The sequence below is a fragment of the Pseudundibacterium arcticum genome, from assembly GCF_042646465.1.
Classification (GTDB): domain Bacteria; phylum Pseudomonadota; class Gammaproteobacteria; order Burkholderiales; family Burkholderiaceae_D; genus Undibacterium_A; species Undibacterium_A arcticum.
Genome location: NZ_JBHRTP010000101.1, coordinates 21,378 through 41,179, shown reverse-complemented (window position 1 = coordinate 41,179; position 19,802 = coordinate 21,378). Strand labels below are relative to the sequence as shown.

Here is a 19,802-nt window from a genome sequence, read left to right as displayed (position 1 = left end):
CACTCGAGGGCTACACCGGCAAGCCTACAAAATATGCCATGCTGAACATGAGATTCAAAACCTGGTTCGTAGAATTAGCGGTTTTCGCCATTTTTACCGGTCCGAACATGTCATCGGACTTAATCCGAAACAGGTCTTGCTGCGCTATCTTTGCCGAAGATGATCCAGAGCGCCAGCAGTGACGCCAGACAAACCGCGCCGATCAGCCCTTGCGCGATGGTCGGCAGGTTCAGGGTATCGAACCAGCTGGCGGTGACCGACACTGCCAGCATCGTCAGGATCAGTCGCGCCACTTCCAGTTTCAGGTAGCGCATGCTGTGCTCCATCAAGCCGCCGACGATCCACAAACCGGCAATCAGCCATAACGCATAAGCCAGCGCATAGGCTAAGGGCACGCCTGCGTATGCCGCGAGGAAATGGGTGGTCACCTGCAGGATCAGCATAAATTGCAGCAGGCAGTACCACATCCTGGCCCCGGCCAGCGGCGGATCATACTGCGGGCGTGCAATATCAAAGGCCTTTGCCGGAAATGCCGCGGCGACGTCGGCCGGTCGCCAGCCCGGTGGCTTGAACCAGATCAGCAATTTGTCGATCCAGCGCTGGGCGCGCCACGCATCGGTCGCTATCGCCTGGTAGACCTCGAGATTGGCCCACAACGGATTCCAGCTGCGCAACGGGCTACGCGTGCCGTACACCACCGGATGCTGGTCGAGCTCTTCGATAAAGCTGCCGAACAGCCGATCCCACAAAATCAGGATGCCGCCGTAATTCTTGTCCAGATAAATATCGTTGACTGCGTGATGCACACGGTGATTGGACGGCGACACGAATATCCGATCGAACCAGCCCAGCTTGCCGATCTGCTGTGTATGGACCCAGAACTGGTACAGCAAATCGATCAGCGCGATGATGATGAAAACCTCGACCGGGTAACCGAGCAACGCCATCGGTAAATAGAATACCCAGCTCAGCAAGGCGCCGCTGCTGGTCTGACGCAAGGCAGTGCTCAGGTTGTACTCTTCGCTTTGATGGTGCACGACATGCGCCGCCCATAAAATCCCGGTCTCGTGCCCCATCCGGTGCAGCCAGTAATACAGAAAATCGTAAAGCAGCAACCCGGAAACCCAGACCCAGAGGCTATCGGCTGGCAGCTTGAACAGCGCAACATGCTGAAATACCCAGGCATACATACCGACTGCCAGAATTTTCAAAAATACGCCGATGATCTGACTCATCACACCAAGACTGAGACTATTGATGGTGTCATTGACGCGATAGGTATTGTGCTTGCGCCGAAGGCCGACGATCAGTTCGATCACGATCAGCAGGAAGAACACCGGACTGGCGAACATGATGATTTTTTCGTGCACGGTCATCTCTTGTCAGTTTTTTGATGGGGGTGCCGGACTAGGAGTCTGTCGGCTTACGGAATCGACGCGAAAAATGTGCTGAACGACGATAGATTTTGCCGGATTTGCAGCGTCCATAGCGCGCCATGGACCAAAAAACCGGTGACACTGTTCCGCTCAGAGACTTTAACGGCCGATTCTCCGGGGGCGCCGAGCCGTAAGTCCGACAAACTCCTAGTATGCCGGCGGTGCGTTGCGGACCGAGCGCGCGATATGCCACAGCGCCAGGTAGTACGTCGCCAGTATCAGCAGTGCGGACTGGGGCAGCGGCGCGCGGAAACGGTCATACGCCAGCAAGGTATCGGACAGCATGAAAAACGCGGCGCCGATGGCCGCCATCCTGCTGGCCGGTGTCTGCAGCGACAGATGGCGCGCGATCGCCTGCGACGTCATCGTCAACAGGCAGGCGACATAGGCCACCACCGGTATGCGCAAATCGGCGCTCAGGCCTGGCCACAGGATCGGCAAGTTAAGCGCTCCCACCAGACCGATGCCGGCGAACACCGCGGGCCGTGCAAACAACTTGCTGTCGGTCGTCAGGGCCCGCAAGAACCCGAGGTGCGCCACCAGGAAGCTAGCCAGTCCCAGGATAAATCCGGCCGCAAATACGTTGGCGGGCAACATCAGGAAGATGTCACCCAACAGGGAAAATCCGATACCGATCAAAACGGCGCGGCGATAGCGCAAGCTCACCGCCGGCACGCTGTCCCAAGCCATCCGGAAAATCATCAGGGTCGTCAACGGCTTGCAACAGTAATACAGCCAGATCAGATCAGGAACACTGGCGCCGATGATCGCGAGTGCCGCGACGATCGCGACCGCCAGTGCGTTGCCCGAGACAGCGGGACCGGCTTTGCTGACACTGGCTTCCAGCTTCATCCACCGGTCACGGGAGGGAAGAATGCGACTTCACATCCTTCGGTAATCGCGGTCTGCGGCTCGCTCATCACATGGTTATAAGCCATCCTCAACACACGCCCTTCGGCCAGCGTTTCCGCCCATACGCCGCCGCGTTCGATCAGGTGGCGGCGCACGTCGCCGACGTTGCGCACATGATCCGGCAGGCTGACGGATTCCTGCGCGGTGCCAAGCGCCTCGCGGATGCTGGCGAAGAAGCGGAGCTGGATATTCATTAATAAAGCAATTCGTTAAAAGGAATGAAACGTACAAGGTCGCCTGCTGCGATGGCCCTGTCGGGTGGATTGTCGATCAGGCCGTCGCCCCATACCGTCGACGTCAGTATGCCGGAACCCTGATTCGGAAACAGGTCGAGGCCGCCGTCGGCGTTGATGCGGGCGCGCAGGAATTCGTTGCGGCGGTCCGCTTTCGGCCAGCTGAAATTGGCGCGCATTTGGTAGGCTTTCGGGGCAACGTCCGATACGCCCTGCAAACGCAGGATGAAAGGCCGCACGAACAGCAGAAAGGTCACGAAACTGGACACCGGGTTGCCGGGCAAACCCAGGAAGAAGGCGGCACGACGTGGGCCCACGGCGTTCGGTGCGCTCGCTGCGTCCGATGCATCCGATGCGCCAGCCGCTCGGTCGACCTCGCCGAACGCCAGCGGCTTGCCGGGCTTGATCGCGATCTGCCACATGTTGAGTCGCCCTTCCGCCTCGACCGCCGGCTTGATGTGGTCCTCTTCACCCACCGAGACACCGCCGGAGGTGATGATCAGATCATGCTGCTCGGCCGCCCGGCGCAAGGTGTCGCGGGTCGCGGCCAGCGTGTCGGGCACGATGCCGTAATCGGTGATGTCGCAGCCGAGATTTTCCAGCAGGCCGCGCAACATGAAGCGATTGGAGTTATAGATGGCGCCCGGCTTCAGCACTTCGCCCGGCATCGCCAGTTCGTCGCCGGTAAAGAACACTGCCACCCGCAACTGTCTCACCACCGGCAGCGTCGCCAGACCGACCGATGCGGCCAGACCCAGTTCCTGCCCGCGCAGGCGCGTGCCGGCTGGCAAAATCTCGCTGCCGGCACGGATGTCCTCGCCGCCGCGACGGATCCATTCGCCGCTGGCCGGGGTGCGCCTGATGGTGACCATATCGGTGGCAGCGGAATCCGGAGCGCCCGATCCGTCATTGGGTGCCTTGGTCAGTTCGCACATTTCCTGCATCACGACTGCATCCGCGCCGGCCGGAATCATCGCGCCGGTGAAGATACGGGCCGCCGTACCGGGCTGCAGCGGTTGACCGACATGACCAGCCGGGATGCGCTGGCCGACGGACAGGGTCGCTGCGCCGCTGAGGCATTCGGCGGCACGTACCGCGTAGCCGTCCATCTGGCTATTGTCGGCCGGCGGCACATCCAGTTGCGAGCTCTGCGCTTGCGCCAGAATGCGGCCGTTGGCGGCCTGGGTCGGCAGCAGCTCGGTGTCCGTCACCGGGACCGCCGCCGTCAGCAGGAGATTGAGTGCTTCGGCCGCACTGAGCATGGGTTTGGTCGTGGTCATCGCTGCTTTTTCCCGCTGTCCGAAGCCTTTTCGCTGGCTCTTGCCAAATAATATACACCTGCCAGTATAAAAACATGGCGCAATGAATTCAAGCGCATCCTACGTCTTTTCATCACATACTCCCATCATTTGCCATTGCCGGGACCAGGATTTTGGTTTATAAACCGGTCCGTTCCGCAATGAAGTCCTTTACTTTCGCGATGTCGGCCGCCATCACGACAAAGCGCTGCGGCAGCGCTTCGATGTCCTCGAAGCCGGCCGGACGTTCGGCGTCGGTGCCCAGCGCTTCCAGTATGGTTTCGTTGAACTTGGCTGCCAGCGCGGTTTCCAGTACGATCATCGGCACGCCCGGGGTCAGGTAATCGCGTGCGACCTTGATGCCGTCGGCGGTGTGCGTGTCGATCGTGATGCCGTATTCATCCTGCACATCGCGGATGGTGTCGAGCCGGCCCTGATGCGTCGATTTGCCCGAGCGGAAGCCGTATTGCGCGACCTTGGCGAACTCGTCGCCGTCGCTGCCCGGCTGGCCCGACAAGTCGAAACCGCCCGCGGTTTCGACCTTGTGGAACAAGGCACGCACGCGCTCGCTGTCGCGTCCCAGCAGATCGAAGATGAAGCGTTCGAAATTGGATGCCTTCGAGATATCCATCGATGGACTGCTGGTGTGGTAGGTCTCGGCCGACTTGCGCACCCGGTACACGCCGGTGCGGAAGAATTCGTCGAGCACATCGTTTTCATTGGTTGCGGCCACCAGCTTGTCGATCGGCAAACCCATCATGCGCGCGATGTGGCCGGCGCAGATATTGCCGAAATTGCCGGACGGCACGGTGAACGACACCTTTTGATCATTGCTGCTAGTGGCCGCCAGATAGCCGCGGAAGTAGTACACCACTTGCGCCACCACCCGCGCCCAATTGATCGAATTGACGGTGCCGATCTTCTGGCGCGCCTTGAAGTCGAGATCGTTGGACACCGCCTTGACCATATCCTGACAATCGTCGAACACACCTTCGATCGCGATATTGAAGATGTTCGGGTCTTGCAGGCTGAACATCTGCGCAGTCTGGAACGCACTCATCTTCTTGTGCGGCGACAGCATGAAGACGCGAATGCCGAGCTTGCCGCGCATCGCGTATTCGGCCGCGCTACCGGTATCGCCGGAAGTGGCGCCGAAGATATTCAGTTCTGCGTGCTGCTTCGCCAGCGTGTATTCGAACAGGTTGCCGAGCAGCTGCATCGCCATGTCCTTGAACGCCAGCGTCGGGCCGTTCGACAATGCCTGCAGGATCAGTCGACACGATTCGCCTTTGGCATTGCTCGCCTCCAGCACCCGCAGCGGTGTGATCTGCGCCGCATGCTCGCCGGCGCGCGCATTGCAATACACCTCGGCCCGATAGGTCTGGTGCGTCAGCGCCTTGAGGTCGGCGTCGGGGATGTCGGTCGCAAATTTTTTCAACACTTCAAACGCCAGGTCGGCATACGACAACTTGCGCCAGGCGTCGAGTTCGGCACCGCTGACCTGCGGATATTGCTCCGGCAGATACAAACCGCCGTCTGGCGCTAACCCGCCCAAAAGGATGTCGGAAAACTGCTGCGGAGTCGATGGCTGGGCGTGGCCTGAGCGGGTGGAAACGTATTGCATGTCGTGGAAGAGTAATGGTTAAGTGGAAGATGACACTTATTATAGCTTTGCCCTTGATTTCAATCCCTGCGGATACAGTCCGCACTCCTCGGCCAGGGCGTAAATTCAGGCCGCGGCCCGCAGCGATAATCCGAATTGTTGCTGCAGTCCATGCTGGCCCGACTCGGTGATCGACACCACGCGCGAGGATTTTTGCCGGGTAATCCAGCCGAGTTCGAGCAGGCGCTGCGCGATTGCAGCGCCCAATGCCCCAGCCAAGTGGTCCTTGCGCTCTGTCCAGTCCAGGCATTGATGGGCAAACTGGCGTCGTCCTGACCGCAGGCTCCCCAGATCGATGCCAAACGACTGGAACCAGCTCTCGCCGGCTGCGGTAACGGCAAACGCCTTGCCGTCGATGCTGAGCAAGCCACGCTCAAGCAGTATGGCGGTCAGACCGGTGCCGAGCCGGCCTGCCAGATGGTCGTAACAAAACCGGGCCAGCCGGATCGGTGCGTCCTGATTGGCGCCAGTGCGCTGCGGCTGGGCTTGTGGACTCATCACCATCAGCGCCTCGACCAATTGTGCGACCTGCGGTGACGCCAGGCGAAAATACTTGTGGCGCCCCTGTGCCGTCTTGCTGACAAAGGCATCTTCTTCCAACCGGCGCAGGTGGGCGCTCGCGGTGGCCGGCTCGACGCCGGCACCGTAGGCCAGTTCCTTGGCGGTCAGCGCGCGCCCTTCCATCAGCAAGGTCAGCATCCGGATTCGACTCGGGTCGCCGACCGTGCGTGCAAGCCGGCTGAGGTCTGGTTCCGGGTTTGAATTCGCAATCATGGTTCGATGGCCAGCAAACTGTTAATGCATGACATGCTACACGCAGTGGTACAAAATGGCGCATCGCACACCATCCAAGCAAGGCTGGCATGAACCCACCACTCAACCCTATCACCCCCATCACCGCGGCCACCGCCGCCGATCCGTATCCCTACTATGCCGGGCTGGTCGCCCGTCAAGCGCTGTATTTCGACCAGACGCTGCGGATGTGGGTGGCGTCCAGCGCCGACGTGGTCACTGCCGTGTTGCAGCATCCGCACTGCCGGGTCCGGCCGGCGGCGGAGCCGGTGCCGCTGGCATTACTCGGCTCAGCGGCTGCGGAAATCTTCCGGCATCTGGTCCGAATGAATGACGGCGCCGGTCATTGCCCGTTCAAACAGGCGGTTGTGGGTACGCTGGAGGCTTTCCGCGCGCAACAAGTGGCCGAGCACGGCGATCAGGCGGCACAATTTCTGTTCGAACAATGCAATCTCGCAGCCGAGCCGCGTCGTTTAACTGAGTTTTCGTTTCGGCTGCCGGTGTATGTGGTTGCCCGTTGGCTAGGCATGCCCACCGAGAATTGGCCGCACATTGCGATCTGGATCGATGCTTTCGTGCGCGGCATCGCGCCGGGCGGCAGCGTCGAGCAAGTCGCGCACGGCACGCTGGCGGCCCAGCATTTGATCGATCTGTTTCATTTGCATCTGGTCAAGCAACCAGACCAGCAAATCGACGGCAGCAGCGGGCTGGCACTGCTGGCACGGCAGGCCCGACTGATCGGATGCACCGATCACGCTCCCGTCATCGCCAATGCCATCGGATTCATCACGCAAGCCTATGAAGCGACCGCCGGCTTGATCGGCAATACGCTGATCAACCTGCATCGGCAACCGGCTATCCGCTCGCAGGTATTGGCCGATCCCGCCCTGCTCGCGCCACTGATTCAGGAAGTGCTAAGGCTCGATCCGCCGATCCAAAACACGCGCCGCTATCTGGTTGCCGACACGCAGATCGCGGGGCAACGGCTAAAAGCCGGCGACGCGATATTATTGCTGCTGGCGGCTGCCAACCGCGACCCTGCTGTCAACCTACATCCGGCGCACTGCGATCTGCGCCGCCCGGATCGCACCAATTTCAGCTTCGGCAGCGGTCTGCACGCTTGTCCCGGTGCCGCCATTGCCGCCGGCATCGCCGCCGCAGGACTGAAAAAATTGTTGGCGTCGGCGGTCGCGTACGAACAGCTTATCGACACGGTGCATTACCGCCCATCGGTCAATGCCAGAATTCCCGAATGGAAGGACAGTCATGATTGCAGTCATTTTTGAAGTGATACCGAAGGCCGAGCACAAGCAGGAATATCTCGACATTGCCGCCAGCCTCAGACCGTTGCTGGACGAGATCGAGGGTTTCATCTCGATCGAACGCTTCCAGAGCCTATCCGATCCCGGCAAGTTATTGTCGCTGTCATTCTGGCGCGATGAAACCGCCATTGCGCAGTGGCGCCAGCTGGAAACGCACCGGATGGCGCAGACCAGAGGGCGCGCCAGCGTGTTCGACGATTATCGACTCAGGATCGCCGGCGTGATCAGGGATTACGGCATGTTCGACCGGGCTCAGGCGCCGGCGGACAGTCGGCAGGCGCATCGGTAAGCGCGCGCCGCACAGTCTCGTAGGATGGGTGCAACCCATCGTCTATCGGACCTCATGGATGGGTTGCACCCATCCTACAATCTGGAGCAGATTGAATTCCGTCTAGCAGGCCGAGTAATTGACGGTCACCACATGGATCGCCAAGCCGCCGAGCGAGGTTTCCTTGTACTTGGTCATCATGTCGGCGCCGGTCTGGCGCATGGTTTCGATCACCTGGTCGAGACTGACGTAGTGGGTGCCGTCGCCCTTCAGCGCCAGCGATGATGCGGTGATCGCCTTGACCGCGCCCATGCCGTTACGTTCGATGCACGGAATCTGCACCAGACCGCCGATCGGGTCGCAGGTCAGACCGAGATGGTGTTCGATGCCGATTTCAGCCGCGTTTTCGATCTGTTCGTTAGTGCCGCCGAGCGCCGCGACCAGACCCGCCGCAGCCATCGCGCAGGCGACACCGACCTCGCCCTGGCAACCGACCTCGGCGCCGGAGATCGATGCATTGCGTTTGCACAGCATGCCGATCGCGGCCGCGCTGAGCAGGAAGTCGCGCACGCCCTGCACCGGATCGCTCGGTTTGCAGTCCTCGGCGTAGTAGCGCAGCACGGCCGGAATGATGCCGGCCGCGCCATTGGTCGGCGCAGTGACGACCCGACCGCCAGCGGCGTTTTCTTCGTTGACCGCCATCGCGTACAGGCTGACGCGGTGCAGCCCGTCCTGCGGCAGTGCGTCGGCCGCGTCATTGGCGGAATCGTTGGCCGCCTGCCAGAGCGCTGCGGCGCGCCGCTTGACGCGCAAGCCGCCAGGCAGTTCGCCGCCGTGTTGCAGGCCGCGCGCGATGCAAGCGTGCATCACGCGCCAGAGTTGGTCGAGACCGGCATCGAGCTGCTCGCTGCTGATATGCGCGCATTCGTTGGCGCGCATCATGGCCGCGATCGACAGGCCGCTTTCCTTGCCGTGCTGCAGCAGATCGCTCATGGTATTGAACGGATACGGCACGGCCACGACGCCCTCCGACTTGGCCGCTTGCGCCTCGCCTTCCGCATGAATGAAGCCGCCGCCGGTGGAATAAAACACGCGTTCGATCGTATTGCCATCGGCCAGCCTCAGCGCAAAGCGCATGCCGTTCGGATGCTCGGGCAAGACTTCCCGCTTGTGCCAGACCAGATCGCGCGCCGCGTCGAACGGAACGGTATGCGTGCCAAGCAGCGCGATTTCGCCGCTCTGCGCCAGTGCGGCGAGCTTGCCGTCGACCGCGTCCGGCGCGATGTCCTGCGGTGTTTCACCCATCAAACCAAGCAGAATGGCCTTGTCGGTACCATGGCCGACGCCGGTCAGCGCCAGCGAGCCGTACAACCCGACTGCGATCCCGATGGCCTGGTCGAGCGCACCGGCCTCCAGCAGAAACCGGCGTGCCGCCAGCATCGGACCGACCGTGTGCGAACTGGACGGCCCGATACCGATTTTGAAGAGGTCAAACACGCTCATGTCCATCTGGGTCTCTTGTCGAATAATTATGGGTTGGCTATTTTAGAGCAGCCGGTTGCGCCGGGAAGTAGTTGTCAACCTAGTGCTGGTGATGCGATCGCATTTCCGCCATGGATAGCGCCTAGGCAACCTTGCTCAATTGAGCCGGTGCCACCACGACATTGGCCAGCATGTCGGCCACCAGCTCGGTGATGCCGATCCTGGCCTGCCAGCCCCAGTCGGCGCGCGCGGCGCCATCGTCCAGGCTTTGCGGCCAGCTATCGGCAATTGCCTGGCGGCTGTCGGGCTGGTAGGCAATCTCGAATCCGGGGCGCTGTTTGGCGATCTCCAGCGCCAGTTCGCGCGGATTGAAACTGACGCCGGCCACGTTGTACGACGAACGAATCTTCACTTGCCGCGCCGGCGCATCCATCAATTCAATTGTGGCGCGAATCGCATCGGGCATGTAAATCATCGGCAAGGTCGTGTCCGGGCCGAGGAAGCTGACATAGCGCTCGTCGAGCAAGGCCGAATGGAAAATCGCGATCGCGTAATCGGTCGTGCCGCCGCCCGGTGGCGACTTGTAGCTGATGATGCCGGGATAGCGGATGCTGCGCACGTCGACGCCGTATTTGCTGAAATAATATTCGCACAGGCGCTCGCCGGCCAGCTTGCTGATGCCGTAAATCGTGCTCGGATCCATCACGGTCATTTGCGGCGTGTTGACGGTCGGCGTATTAGGGCCGAAGGCGGCGATCGACGACGGCCAGAATACTTTCAGCGGCTTGCCGGCCTGCAGCCGTTCACGGGCGATTTCGAGGATATTCAACAAGCCGTCCATGTTCAGCGACCAGGCCTTCAACGGTGACTGTTCGCCGGTCGCCGACAGCATCGCCGCCAGTTGATAGACCTGGGTAATCTCGTGCTGGGCCACCAACTGTGCTACCCGCTCCTGGTCCAGCACGTTCAGCTGTTCATAGCGCGCCGCGCCGTACAGGTTGCTGCTGCCGATGTCGGTTGCGATCACGTTGTGGGCGCCGTGCTGTGCGGCCAGCGCACCGACCAGTTCGCTGCCGATCTGGCCGTTGGCGCCGATGACTAGAATTTTTTCCACTTGCTTATCCATTTATTATCCCTTTAATGTGCAATCAGGCCCAGTTCGCGGCCGGCCTGCGCGAATGCGGCCAGTGCGCGATCCAGTTGCTCGGTGGTATGCGCGGCGGACAGCTGCACCCGCACCCGCGCCTGTCCCATCGGCACCACCGGATAAAAGAAACCGGTCACCAGTACCCCCAGTTCATACAGGCGCGCCGCAAACTGTTGCGCCAGCGGCGCGTCGAACAGCATCACCGGCACCACGGGATGCGTGCCTGGCTTGATGGTGAAGCCGAGTTGTGCGATCTCGCGGCGGAAATGCGCGGTGTTCGCATGCAGCCGGTCGCGCAATTCGGTCGAGGTCGACAGCCGCTGCAACACGGCCAGCGAGGCGCCGGCAATCGATGGCGCCAGTGTATTCGAGAACAGATAAGGGCGCGATTTCTGGCGCAAGGTATCGATCACTTCCTTGCGTGCCGCAGTGAAGCCGCCCATCGCGCCGCCCAGCGCCTTGCCCAGCGTGCCGGTAATGATATCGACCCGTCCCAGCACATTGTGGTGCTCATGGGTACCACGCCCGGTCTTGCCCATGAAGCCGGAGGCATGGCATTCGTCGATCATCACCAATGCGCCGTACTTGTCGGCCAGATCGCAGATCTTGTCGAGTTGTGCAATCGTGCCATCCATCGAGAACACGCCGTCCGTCACGATCACCTTATGGCGTTTATCGGCCGCAGCCTGGAGTTGTGTCTCGAGGTCGGCCATGTCGTTGTGCTGGTAGCGATAGCGCGCCGCCTTGCACAAACGGATACCGTCGATGATCGATGCGTGATTCAGCGCATCCGAAATGATCGCATCCTGCTCGTCGAACAGCGGCTCGAACAGGCCGCCGTTGGCGTCGAAGGCCGCCGCATACAGGATCGTGTCTTCCATGCCGACAAAATCCGACAACGCGCGCTCCAGTTGCTTGTGCACGGTCTGGGTGCCGCAGATGAAACGCACCGACGACAGGCCATAGCCGTATTTCTCGGTGGCGGCGATGGACGCCTGCACCATCGACTCATCACCGGACAGGCCCAGGTAATTGTTGGCGCACAGATTGATCAGGGTGCGGCCGTCGTCACATGCGACTTGCGCACCCTGACGCGACGCGATCACGCGCTCGCTCTTGTACAACCCGTCCTGGCGCAATTTGCCCAGTTTGTCGTCCAGGCCGGCATAAAAAGCCTGTTTTGCATGCGCCGCATTCGTTTCGCTCATGGAAGATCCCCGTATGTAAGTCAAATTAAGCCAAATCGCCCCGGATCGAGGCCTATAACTGTTCAGCTGATATTTTTTGTACTTGGCTGGCATTGCATCTGCTACGATGCTGTTCAGTACAAAGCAAAAAATCCACTATCCAAAACTCAAGTTCAATATAGTGGATATTAGCGATGCCCATTAAACATTGCAAGCACTTCATGAAAAAGACGATCACTCCCGCCACACCGCCAGAAGTCGGCGCCACCCTGCAGAAAATACGCCTGAAACGCGGTCTGACGCTGGACGACCTGTCGCGCGCCGCCGGCGTGTCCAAGTCGATGCTGTCGCAGATCGAGCGCGAAAAGGCCAATCCGACCATCGCGGTCGCCTGGCGGCTCGCCAATGCGCTGGGTATCGGCATCGAGGAATTGCTGGCTGGCGAGGCGCAGGCGACGGAAGCGATCCACATCCTGGAACCGCACGAGACACCGACCCTGCCCGGCGTGCATGCCGGTTATGTACTGCGGATCCTGGGGCCGATGGAACTGGCCGGCAAGTATGAATGGTATGAATTGACGCTGGCGCCACAAGGCGAGTTGGTGTCCCAACCGCACGATCCGGGCACCAAGGAATACCTGACGTTATTGCACGGCGCGGTTGATGTCGAGGTGGATGGCGTGAAGAAAAAACTCAAGACCGGCGGTACCGCCCGCTACATGGCGGACAAGAGCCATGCAATCAGGAACGCAGGCAAGACTGAGGCGAAAGCGTTACTGGTCGTCATCCACCGATGATCCACCCGGCGCTGGGTATAAGTTAATGAGAAAAAATTCGAATCCCGCGCCGGCTTTGATCCGGACAATCGATCCTTTGCATCGATTTATTTCGGAGAAACTAATGCTCCGGAAATTACGCACCGGCGATCCCGATGACGCTGTCCGTCCGTGCGCGGATGCCAGCAGCTTGACCGTTTCCTTACCCATGACGACCAGCGCACGCAGCGCACGCAGCGTACATAAGGCGCTGCGGCGATTCGGCCACATGCTGAGCCGAGCCGCAGCGACGATCGTGCTTTGCGCGATTCCGATCGGTTTCGATGATGCAAATCAAACCGACGGCAGCAAATAGTGAAATGATTTGCCGACGCTTTCGACCAAACACTGATCAAACAATGATATGCCGACTTTTGGCCCATACGTTTGATGCCTTGTCCCGATTAATCGGGGCAAGCAGTGTGTACACAAAGGGTTACCGTAAATTCAATTTTGGAGAAATCATCATGAAAACATTTCTTGCCGCCCTGCTCGCTTGCGTCTCATTGGTTGCCAGCACATCTACGTTTGCAAAGGAAAGTGAAGAGTCCGAAAAAGCCATGATGATGCAGTTAAAGAAAATGGACACCAATGGTGACGGCATGGTTTCAAAGGATGAATACATGAAATATCACGAAGCGAGGTACGACGCGATGAAGAAAACCAAAGACGGCATGGTCGACATGAACGAGATGAAAAAGATGACGCGCATGTATATGCGCAATATGGAAGGCGAGGCCTCCAAATAGGAGGGCGTTGCCGGGCGCCGGCGGCGTCGGCAATACGGCCCGGCACGGTCATTAAATCGGCAATCAGGCCGGCGTCGCCAGTTTCAGGCCGACTATGCCGGCGATGATCAGCGCAACGCTGACCAGTCGCGCCGCATTGGCGGGCTCCCCCAGCAAAATAATGCCGAGGATCACGGTGCCGACCGCGCCGACTCCGACCCAGACGCCATAGGCGGTGCCGACCGGCAACGACTTCATCGCCAGCCCCAGCAGTCCGACGCTGAGCAGCATCGCCAGCACGGTGCCGACCGTCGGCCACAGCCGCGTGAATCCTTCCGTGTATTTGAGTCCGATGGCCCAGCCCACCTCGAACAGTCCTGCGACAATCAGCATGAGCCAAGCCATCGATTTCCTTTGCATACAGACGCGCCGCTATCGCGCCGACAGATGCCCCGGCGCAATCACGTTGCGGTAGGAGTATATTAAAATAGTGCAATAATTATTTGCGGGCGGAAAGTAGAACAACGGGGAGTATATGCCTCCACCCGCGTCAGTTTCGCAGCCCGCAGACCGAATCACTCCACCAGCACCTTCTCGATGCGGCGGTCCGGCACCAGCCATGTCAGCGCGACCCCGACATAGATGCTTAAGGCGAGCCAATGATTGAAGAAAGTCAGCGGTATCGCGAGCGCATACGCCAACGCCGACAGCTTGCCCTTGACATCGCATCCGACCGCTCTGGCCAGTCGGGAATCCCAGCCATGCAGCCTGATCAGCACCAGCACCAGGATGTAATACGCGATGGCCGCCATCAGCAGCACGCAGCCATAGACCGCAATCGGCAGCATCGAAAAATGATTTTCACCCATCCAGCCGGTCACAAACGGGAACAGCGACAGCCAGAACAACAAATGTAAATTGGCCCACAATACCGGCCCATTGACCTTCTTCACCGCATGCAGCAGATGGTGGTGATTGTTCCAGTAGATGCCGACATACACGAAGCTCAACACATAACTGATCAATACCGGAATCAGCGGCTGCAGCACGGTCAGATCATCGCCGTGCGGCACCTTCAGTTCCAGCACCATGATGGTAATGATGATGGCAATCACGCCATCGCTAAATGCTTCCAGCCGGCCTTTGTCCATCTCGGCCCCCTCCCTGTCAGACGTGCCCCCTGCGGCGGCGCCGGCGATCTGGCCCGAACGAGTGTGCCGGCCGATGTTGGTCTGCGCCAAGCGCTGCGGCCGCCTGGCCGCTGCGCGATCAGCTCAGCTCTTCCAGACGGATCTTGATCACCTTGCCGACCACCGTCGACAAGGCTTCCATCTTCGCAATCGCTGCCACGATGTTTTTTTCCTGGGTCTGATGCGTCAGGATCACGATATCGGTCTGACTCTCGCCTTCGGCCGGTTCCTTTTGCAGCATCGCATCGATCGAAATCGACGCATCGGCCAGGATCCGGGTGACATCGGCCAGTACGCCCGGCAGGTCGGCGACGTGCATCCGCAGGTAGTAACTGGTGGTGATTTCCGACATCGGCAGGATCGGTGTATCGGTCATCGCGTCGGGCTGGAAAGCCAGATGCGGCACCCGGTGTTCCGGATCGGCCGTCGCCAGGCGGGTGATGTCGACCAGATCGGCGATCACTGCCGATGCGGTCGGCTCGGCGCCGGCGCCCTTGCCGTAATACAAGGTGGCACCGACGGCGTCGCCATGCACCAGTACCGCATTCATCGCGCCTTCGACATTCGCGATCAGACGCTTTTCCGGGATCAGCGTCGGGTGCACGCGTAGTTCGATGCCTTCCTGGCCGTTGACGTGGGCGCGCTTGGCGATGCCGAGCAGCTTGATCCGGTAGCCTAGTTCTTCGGCATACAGGATGTCGGTGGCCTGCAATGTGGTGATGCCTTCGACGTAAGCTTTCTCGAACTGCATCGGTATGCCGAACGCGATGGCAGCCATGATGGTGGCCTTGTGCGCAGCGTCGATACCCTCGATGTCGAAGGTCGGGTCGGCTTCAGCGTAACCGAGGCGTTGTGCCTCTTTCAGCGCGACGTCAAAATCGAGTCCCTTGTCGCGCATCTCGGACAGGATGAAATTGGTGGTGCCGTTGATGATGCCGGCGATCCACTCGATCCGGTTGGCGGTCAGGCCTTCGCGCAGCGCCTTGATGATCGGAATGCCGCCGGCGACGGCCGCTTCGAACGCGACCATCACGCCCTGGTCTTGCGCCGCCTTGAAAATCTCGTTGCCGTGCGTCGCCAGCAAGGCCTTGTTGGCGGTGACGACATGCTTGCCATTGGCGATCGCCTTCAGCACCAGGTCCTTGGCGATGCCGTAGCCACCGATCAGCTCGATCACGATGTCGATGTCGGGATGGTTGACCACCAGGTTGGCGTCGCTCACCACTTCGCATTCGCCATTGGTCAGTTCGCGCGCGCGTTCGGTATTGAGGTCGGCCACCATCGTGATTTCGATGCCGCGACCGGCGCGACGCGTGATCTCTTGCTGGTTACGTTTCAGGACGTTGAATGTGCCGGCGCCGACGGTGCCGATGCCTAGCAGGCCTACTTTGATGGGTTTCATAGCTCTCTATATCTTTTGTTTAAACACAGCGCGAAAAACACGAGCGTGGGCAAGGCGCGGCCGGCCCGACTCGACAATATACTCCATGACAATTGCTTCCTTCCCGCATATGAAAAGCCGGGAGATACTACATACTCCAACCTATTCGGTGCTGTGGCGGCGGCGATAGCCTTCCAGGAAACGCGCAATGCGGCCGATGGCGTCGCTCAAATCGTCCGCATTGGGCAGGAACACGACGCGGAAATGGTCCGGTGTGTGCCAGTTGAAGCCTGTGCCTTGCACGATCAGGACCCGTTCTTCCTCTAGCAACTCGTAGGCGAATTGCTGGTCATCCGCGATCGGGTACATCTTGGCGTCGAGTTTGGGAAACATGTAAAGCGCCGATTTTGGCTTGACGCAGGTCACGCCCGGGATAGCGGTCAACAGTTTGTGCGCCATGTCGCGTTGCTTGAGCAGGCGGCCGCCAGGACCGACCAGGTCGGCAATGCTCTGATAGCCGCCGAGCGCGGTCTGGATCGCGTACTGCCCCGGCGCATTGGCGCACAGACGCATCGAGGCCAGCATGTTCAGGCCCTCGATGTAATCCTTGGCGTGACGTTTTTCACCCGACACCACCATCCAGCCGGCGCGGTAACCACAGGAGCGGTAATTCTTGGACAAGCCATTCAGGGTCAGGCACAGCACATCATCGGCCAGCGACGCGATCGAGACGTGCTGCGCCTCGTCGTACAGCGTCTTGTCGTAGATCTCGTCGGCGCACACGATCAGTTGATGCTGGCGCGCCACCTCAACGATCTGTTGCAAAATCTCGACCGGATACAGCGCCCCGGTCGGGTTATTCGGGTTAATGACGACGATCGCCTTGGTATTGGGCGTGATCTTCTTCTTGATATCGTCGATATCGGGCAGCCAGCCGTTGGACTCGTCGCACAGGTAATGCACCGGCTTGCCACCCGACAGGCTGACCGCGGCGGTCCACAGCGGATAGTCGGGCGCCGGCACCAGCACTTCGTCGCCGCCATTGAGCAGTGCATTCATGCTCATCACGATCAGCTCCGACGCGCCATTCCCGATATAGATGTCTTCCATCGTCACGCCGGCGATGTTCTTGCCCTGCGTGTAGTGCATGATCGCCTTGCGTGGCGCGAACATGCCTTTGGAGTCGGTGTAGCCGGCAGCGTTGTGCAGGTTCAGGATCATGTCCTGCACGATTTCGTCGGGCGGATCGAACCCGAACACGGCCAGATTGCCAATGTTGAGCTTGATGATCTTGTGGCCCTCTTCCTCCATCTGCTTGGCCTTTTCCAGCACAGGCCCGCGGATGTCGTAGCAGACGTCTGCCAGTTTCTTTGATTTTTGAATCGGTCGCACTGCGGTCTTTCGTCGTTTTCAATATTTAGGTACTGCGCGGGCTTGACTACTGATGCCGGATTGCTGCATTGCCAGAAAAACCCCATTCTGCCGAATCTACCCTCTTTTATCAATCTAAACAGGCCGATGAAGCTCACCAAAGCGAGTTAAAACGCGGAAAAACGCTACAATGCGGCTTGTTCCCCATCTTTTCCACGCAATTCGCGCATTCAAATCGGTTGCGCGCGCGTGCCGACGCCATGAAGCTGCATGCCACCACCACTCAACAATACCAAACCGTCACCGCCTACGACGACAGCGGTATCGAAATCAATGCTCGGCATTTTAACTATAGCCTGCTGGTGCTGCCGGAAGTCGCGCCAATCGCGTGGCCGGTCCCCAGTTTCGAGCAATTGACCCCCGAGCACTTCGCGCAGATCGATGCCGCCATGCCGGATGTCGTGATCCTCGGTACCGGCGCCCGCCAGCGTTTCGTCCATCCGAGGCTGACCGCCATGCTGACGGCGCGCCGGGTCGGCGTCGAATGCATGGACAACAAGGCAGCCTGTCGTACTTATAACATCCTGATGGCGGAAGGCCGCAAGGTGGCGCTCGCGCTGATAGCTGAAAACCCTGCTCCAGGCCCGCAAGAACAATCCTGATTAAGCATATACTCCATAGATATCGATCTCCATCCGCAATAAAATAGGCGGATAGATCAATATACTCCATAACATATTTGGACGGACCAAGCCCTTGCATTCACTCCCCACAATGACCGATCTTTACAAATCCAAAGCCTTCACCTGGGCACTGCTGCTGATTTTCACCATTGCCTGGTTTTACATGCTCGATTTGCGCACCCTGGTCCCGACCGATGAGGGCCGCTATGCCGAGATGGCGCGCGAAATGGTCGCCAGCGGCGACTGGATCACGACCCGCCTGAACGGCATCAAGTATTTTGAAAAGCCACCGCTGCAAACCTGGATGAATGCGCTCACTTTCGAACTGTTTGGCATGGGTGAATGGCAGGCACGCTTCTGGACTGGCCTGTCCGGCTTTTTCGGTATCGTGATGACTGCGTATGCCGGCTACCGCGTATTCAACCCACGCGTCGGCTTCTATGCAGGACTGGTGTTGGCGTCAAGCTGGCTGTGGGCTGCGCTAGGCCATGTCAACACGCTCGATATGGGGCTGTCCGGCATGATGACGCTGGCGCTGTGTGCGCTGCTGGTCGCGCAACGTGACAATGCAACCGCCAGCGAACGCCGCACCTGGATGCTGGCTTGTTGGGCCGGCATGGCGCTGGCCGTCATGTCGAAGGGCTTGATCGGGCTGGTCCTGCCGGGCGCCGTGCTGGTGATTTACACCGTGCTGGCGCGCGACTGGTCGATCTGGCAGCGTCTGCACTTGGGCAAGGGTCTGCTGCTGTTTTTTGCGATCACCACGCCGTGGTTCATACTGGTGTCGCTGAAAAATCCAGAATTTCCGCGTTTTTTCTTCATCCACGAGCATTTTGAGCGCTTCCTGACCAAGACCCACCATCGCGAAGGGCCGCTGTATTACTTCGTGCCGCTGCTGGTGGTCGGCCTCCTGCCCTGGCTCGGCGTTTTTGTTCAAAGTGTCGTGCAGGGAATGAAACACGATGCCGCCGCGCGTTTTCAGCCGAAAAAAATGCTGGTGATCTGGGCCGGCTTCATCTTCTTCTTTTTCAGCATCTCCAGCTCCAAGCTGCCGTCTTACATCCTGCCGATCTTTCCGGCGCTGGCCTTGCTGCTGGCCGCGTATCTGGAACACGCACCGCGCCGCAGCTGGATCATCGCCGCCAGCCTGCTCGCCGCGCTGGGCGTGGTCGGCATGGCCCTGACGCCGAAAGTGGCGACCTTGACCAAGGTTCCTCAGGAGATCCCGCTGTATCAAGCCTATCAACCGTGGGTGCTGGCGGCCGCCATCGTGGCGCTGGTCGGCGGCCTGATGAGCCTGTGGTGCTTGCGCTCGCTGCAAACCCGCCGCGATCTGGCAGTCGTGATTCTGGCCGTCAGCGGTTTTGCGTCCAGCCAGATCCTGATGCTGGGCCACGAGCCGCTCGGCCGCTATGCATCGGGTGAGCCGCTGGTGGCGCCGATCCTGGCCGAACTGAGCCCGGACACGCCGCTTTATGCGGTTGGTCGCTACGATCAGGCGATTCCCTACTATTTGCGCCGGACCATGATCCTGGTAGAACATACCGACGAACTCGAATTCGGCCTGAAACAGCAACCCGAACTATGGATTCCGACCCGCGCCGCCTTCATTGACAAGTGGCGCAACGGCCCGAAATCGATTGCGGTGACGACACCGGAGATCTACACCGAGATGCAAAAACAAGGCGTGCCGATGCGCATCGTGGTCCAGGACCCGCGCCGGATCGTGATTGCGAATGACCCAAAGCCCTGATGCCAGACTGACAAGCGGTCGGCACACACCGGCCGCTGGCGCTTGGCGCATGGTCGGTGATGTGGCATTATCTGCCGGCCGTTTTTGTGCGCAGTTGTCTCCGGGCAACCTGACAACCGCCACCTTGAACCATTTTCAGCA

At 59.8% G+C, this 19,802-nt stretch carries 20 protein-coding genes; 7 read left to right on the top strand and 13 right to left on the bottom strand.

From position 1 onward, the window contains the following. Positions 1-119 precede the first annotated feature (119 nt). From ACFOFO_RS24715 to ACFOFO_RS24690, 6 genes are all read right to left on the bottom strand, one after another. The gene (locus ACFOFO_RS24715; RefSeq protein ID WP_390324339.1) at positions 120-1,370 is read right to left on the bottom strand and encodes a sterol desaturase family protein; all 1,251 of its coding nucleotides are present in this window, start codon (positions 1,368-1,370) and stop codon (positions 120-122) included. Positions 1,371-1,583: 213 nt separating this feature from the next. Then, positions 1,584-2,288, bottom strand: coding sequence for a lysoplasmalogenase (locus tag ACFOFO_RS24710; protein ID WP_390333309.1), 705 nt, complete (start codon positions 2,286-2,288; stop codon positions 1,584-1,586). After that, positions 2,285-2,542 (bottom strand): molybdopterin converting factor subunit 1, encoded by a 258-nt coding sequence (moaD, locus tag ACFOFO_RS24705; protein WP_390324337.1) that lies wholly within the window; start codon positions 2,540-2,542, stop codon positions 2,285-2,287. Before moaD ends, ACFOFO_RS24710 begins: the two co-directional genes overlap by 4 nt. Next, complete coding sequence (locus ACFOFO_RS24700; protein ID WP_390324335.1) at positions 2,542-3,861, bottom strand: molybdopterin molybdotransferase MoeA; 1,320 nt, start codon at positions 3,859-3,861, stop codon at positions 2,542-2,544. Before ACFOFO_RS24700 ends, moaD begins: the two co-directional genes overlap by 1 nt. Positions 3,862-4,018: 157 nt before the next feature. Continuing rightward, the gene (thrC, locus tag ACFOFO_RS24695) at positions 4,019-5,503 is read right to left on the bottom strand and encodes a threonine synthase (protein ID WP_390324333.1); all 1,485 of its coding nucleotides are present in this window, start codon (positions 5,501-5,503) and stop codon (positions 4,019-4,021) included. 105 nt (positions 5,504-5,608) lie between these two features. Continuing rightward, positions 5,609-6,316 carry an ArsR/SmtB family transcription factor gene (locus ACFOFO_RS24690; RefSeq protein ID WP_390324331.1) on the bottom strand — a complete coding sequence of 236 codons (708 nt, stop codon included), beginning with the start codon at positions 6,314-6,316 and terminating at the stop codon, positions 5,609-5,611. A gap of 89 nt (positions 6,317-6,405) precedes the next feature. Between ACFOFO_RS24690 and ACFOFO_RS24685 the strand changes: the two genes are divergently transcribed. Both ACFOFO_RS24685 and ACFOFO_RS24680 read left to right on the top strand, forming a co-directional pair. Continuing rightward, a complete protein-coding gene (locus tag ACFOFO_RS24685; RefSeq protein ID WP_390333308.1) occupies positions 6,406-7,620 on the top strand; it encodes a cytochrome P450 in 1,215 nt (404 codons plus the stop codon). Next, complete coding sequence (locus ACFOFO_RS24680) at positions 7,601-7,945, top strand: antibiotic biosynthesis monooxygenase family protein (RefSeq protein WP_390333307.1); 345 nt, start codon at positions 7,601-7,603, stop codon at positions 7,943-7,945. The genes ACFOFO_RS24685 and ACFOFO_RS24680 overlap by 20 nt, the downstream gene beginning before the upstream one ends. Before the next feature lie 102 nt (positions 7,946-8,047). On the opposite strand, the gene ACFOFO_RS24675 is transcribed toward ACFOFO_RS24680, so the two are convergent. From ACFOFO_RS24675 to kbl, 3 genes are all read right to left on the bottom strand, one after another. After that, positions 8,048-9,433, bottom strand: coding sequence for an L-serine ammonia-lyase (locus ACFOFO_RS24675; RefSeq protein ID WP_390324325.1), 1,386 nt, complete (start codon positions 9,431-9,433; stop codon positions 8,048-8,050). 115 nt (positions 9,434-9,548) lie between these two features. After that, positions 9,549-10,532: an NAD-dependent epimerase/dehydratase family protein gene (locus ACFOFO_RS24670; protein WP_390324324.1), complete on the bottom strand. Its 984-nt coding sequence runs from the start codon at positions 10,530-10,532 to the stop codon at positions 9,549-9,551. An 11-nt stretch (positions 10,533-10,543) separates the two neighbouring features. Next, on the bottom strand, positions 10,544-11,761 hold the full coding sequence (gene kbl, locus ACFOFO_RS24665) for a glycine C-acetyltransferase (protein ID WP_390324322.1): 1,218 nt from the start codon (positions 11,759-11,761) through the stop codon (positions 10,544-10,546). Between the two features lie 200 nt (positions 11,762-11,961). Between kbl and ACFOFO_RS24660 the strand changes: the two genes are divergently transcribed. The 3 genes from ACFOFO_RS24660 (at position 11,962) to ACFOFO_RS24650 (ending at position 13,304) form a co-directional block, all read left to right on the top strand. Then, entirely contained in the window at positions 11,962-12,537 is a 576-nt protein-coding gene (locus ACFOFO_RS24660; protein WP_390333304.1) for a helix-turn-helix domain-containing protein, read from the top strand. Positions 12,538-12,562: 25 nt separating this feature from the next. Beyond that, a complete protein-coding gene (locus ACFOFO_RS24655) occupies positions 12,563-12,871 on the top strand; it encodes a hypothetical protein (protein WP_390333302.1) in 309 nt (102 codons plus the stop codon). Positions 12,872-13,022: 151 nt separating this feature from the next. Further along, the gene (locus tag ACFOFO_RS24650; protein ID WP_390333300.1) at positions 13,023-13,304 is read left to right on the top strand and encodes an EF-hand domain-containing protein; all 282 of its coding nucleotides are present in this window, start codon (positions 13,023-13,025) and stop codon (positions 13,302-13,304) included. A 63-nt stretch (positions 13,305-13,367) separates the two neighbouring features. On the opposite strand, the gene sugE is transcribed toward ACFOFO_RS24650, so the two are convergent. From sugE to ACFOFO_RS24630, 4 genes are all read right to left on the bottom strand, one after another. Then, a complete protein-coding gene (gene sugE, locus ACFOFO_RS24645; protein ID WP_390324318.1) occupies positions 13,368-13,688 on the bottom strand; it encodes a quaternary ammonium compound efflux SMR transporter SugE in 321 nt (106 codons plus the stop codon). A 170-nt stretch (positions 13,689-13,858) separates the two neighbouring features. Continuing rightward, positions 13,859-14,434, bottom strand: a complete 576-nt coding sequence (locus ACFOFO_RS24640; RefSeq protein WP_390328054.1) for a TMEM175 family protein — start codon at positions 14,432-14,434, stop codon at positions 13,859-13,861. 118 nt (positions 14,435-14,552) lie between these two features. After that, positions 14,553-15,875: a homoserine dehydrogenase gene (locus ACFOFO_RS24635; protein ID WP_390324316.1), complete on the bottom strand. Its 1,323-nt coding sequence runs from the start codon at positions 15,873-15,875 to the stop codon at positions 14,553-14,555. Positions 15,876-16,016: 141 nt separating this feature from the next. Further along, entirely contained in the window at positions 16,017-17,246 is a 1,230-nt protein-coding gene (locus ACFOFO_RS24630; protein WP_390333298.1) for a pyridoxal phosphate-dependent aminotransferase, read from the bottom strand. A gap of 239 nt (positions 17,247-17,485) precedes the next feature. Between ACFOFO_RS24630 and ACFOFO_RS24625 the strand changes: the two genes are divergently transcribed. Both ACFOFO_RS24625 and ACFOFO_RS24620 read left to right on the top strand, forming a co-directional pair. Further along, positions 17,486-17,887 carry an Mth938-like domain-containing protein gene (locus tag ACFOFO_RS24625; RefSeq protein ID WP_390333296.1) on the top strand — a complete coding sequence of 134 codons (402 nt, stop codon included), beginning with the start codon at positions 17,486-17,488 and terminating at the stop codon, positions 17,885-17,887. Positions 17,888-17,999: 112 nt separating this feature from the next. After that, positions 18,000-19,661, top strand: coding sequence for a glycosyltransferase family 39 protein (locus ACFOFO_RS24620; RefSeq protein ID WP_390333295.1), 1,662 nt, complete (start codon positions 18,000-18,002; stop codon positions 19,659-19,661). Positions 19,662-19,802 lie beyond the last annotated feature (141 nt).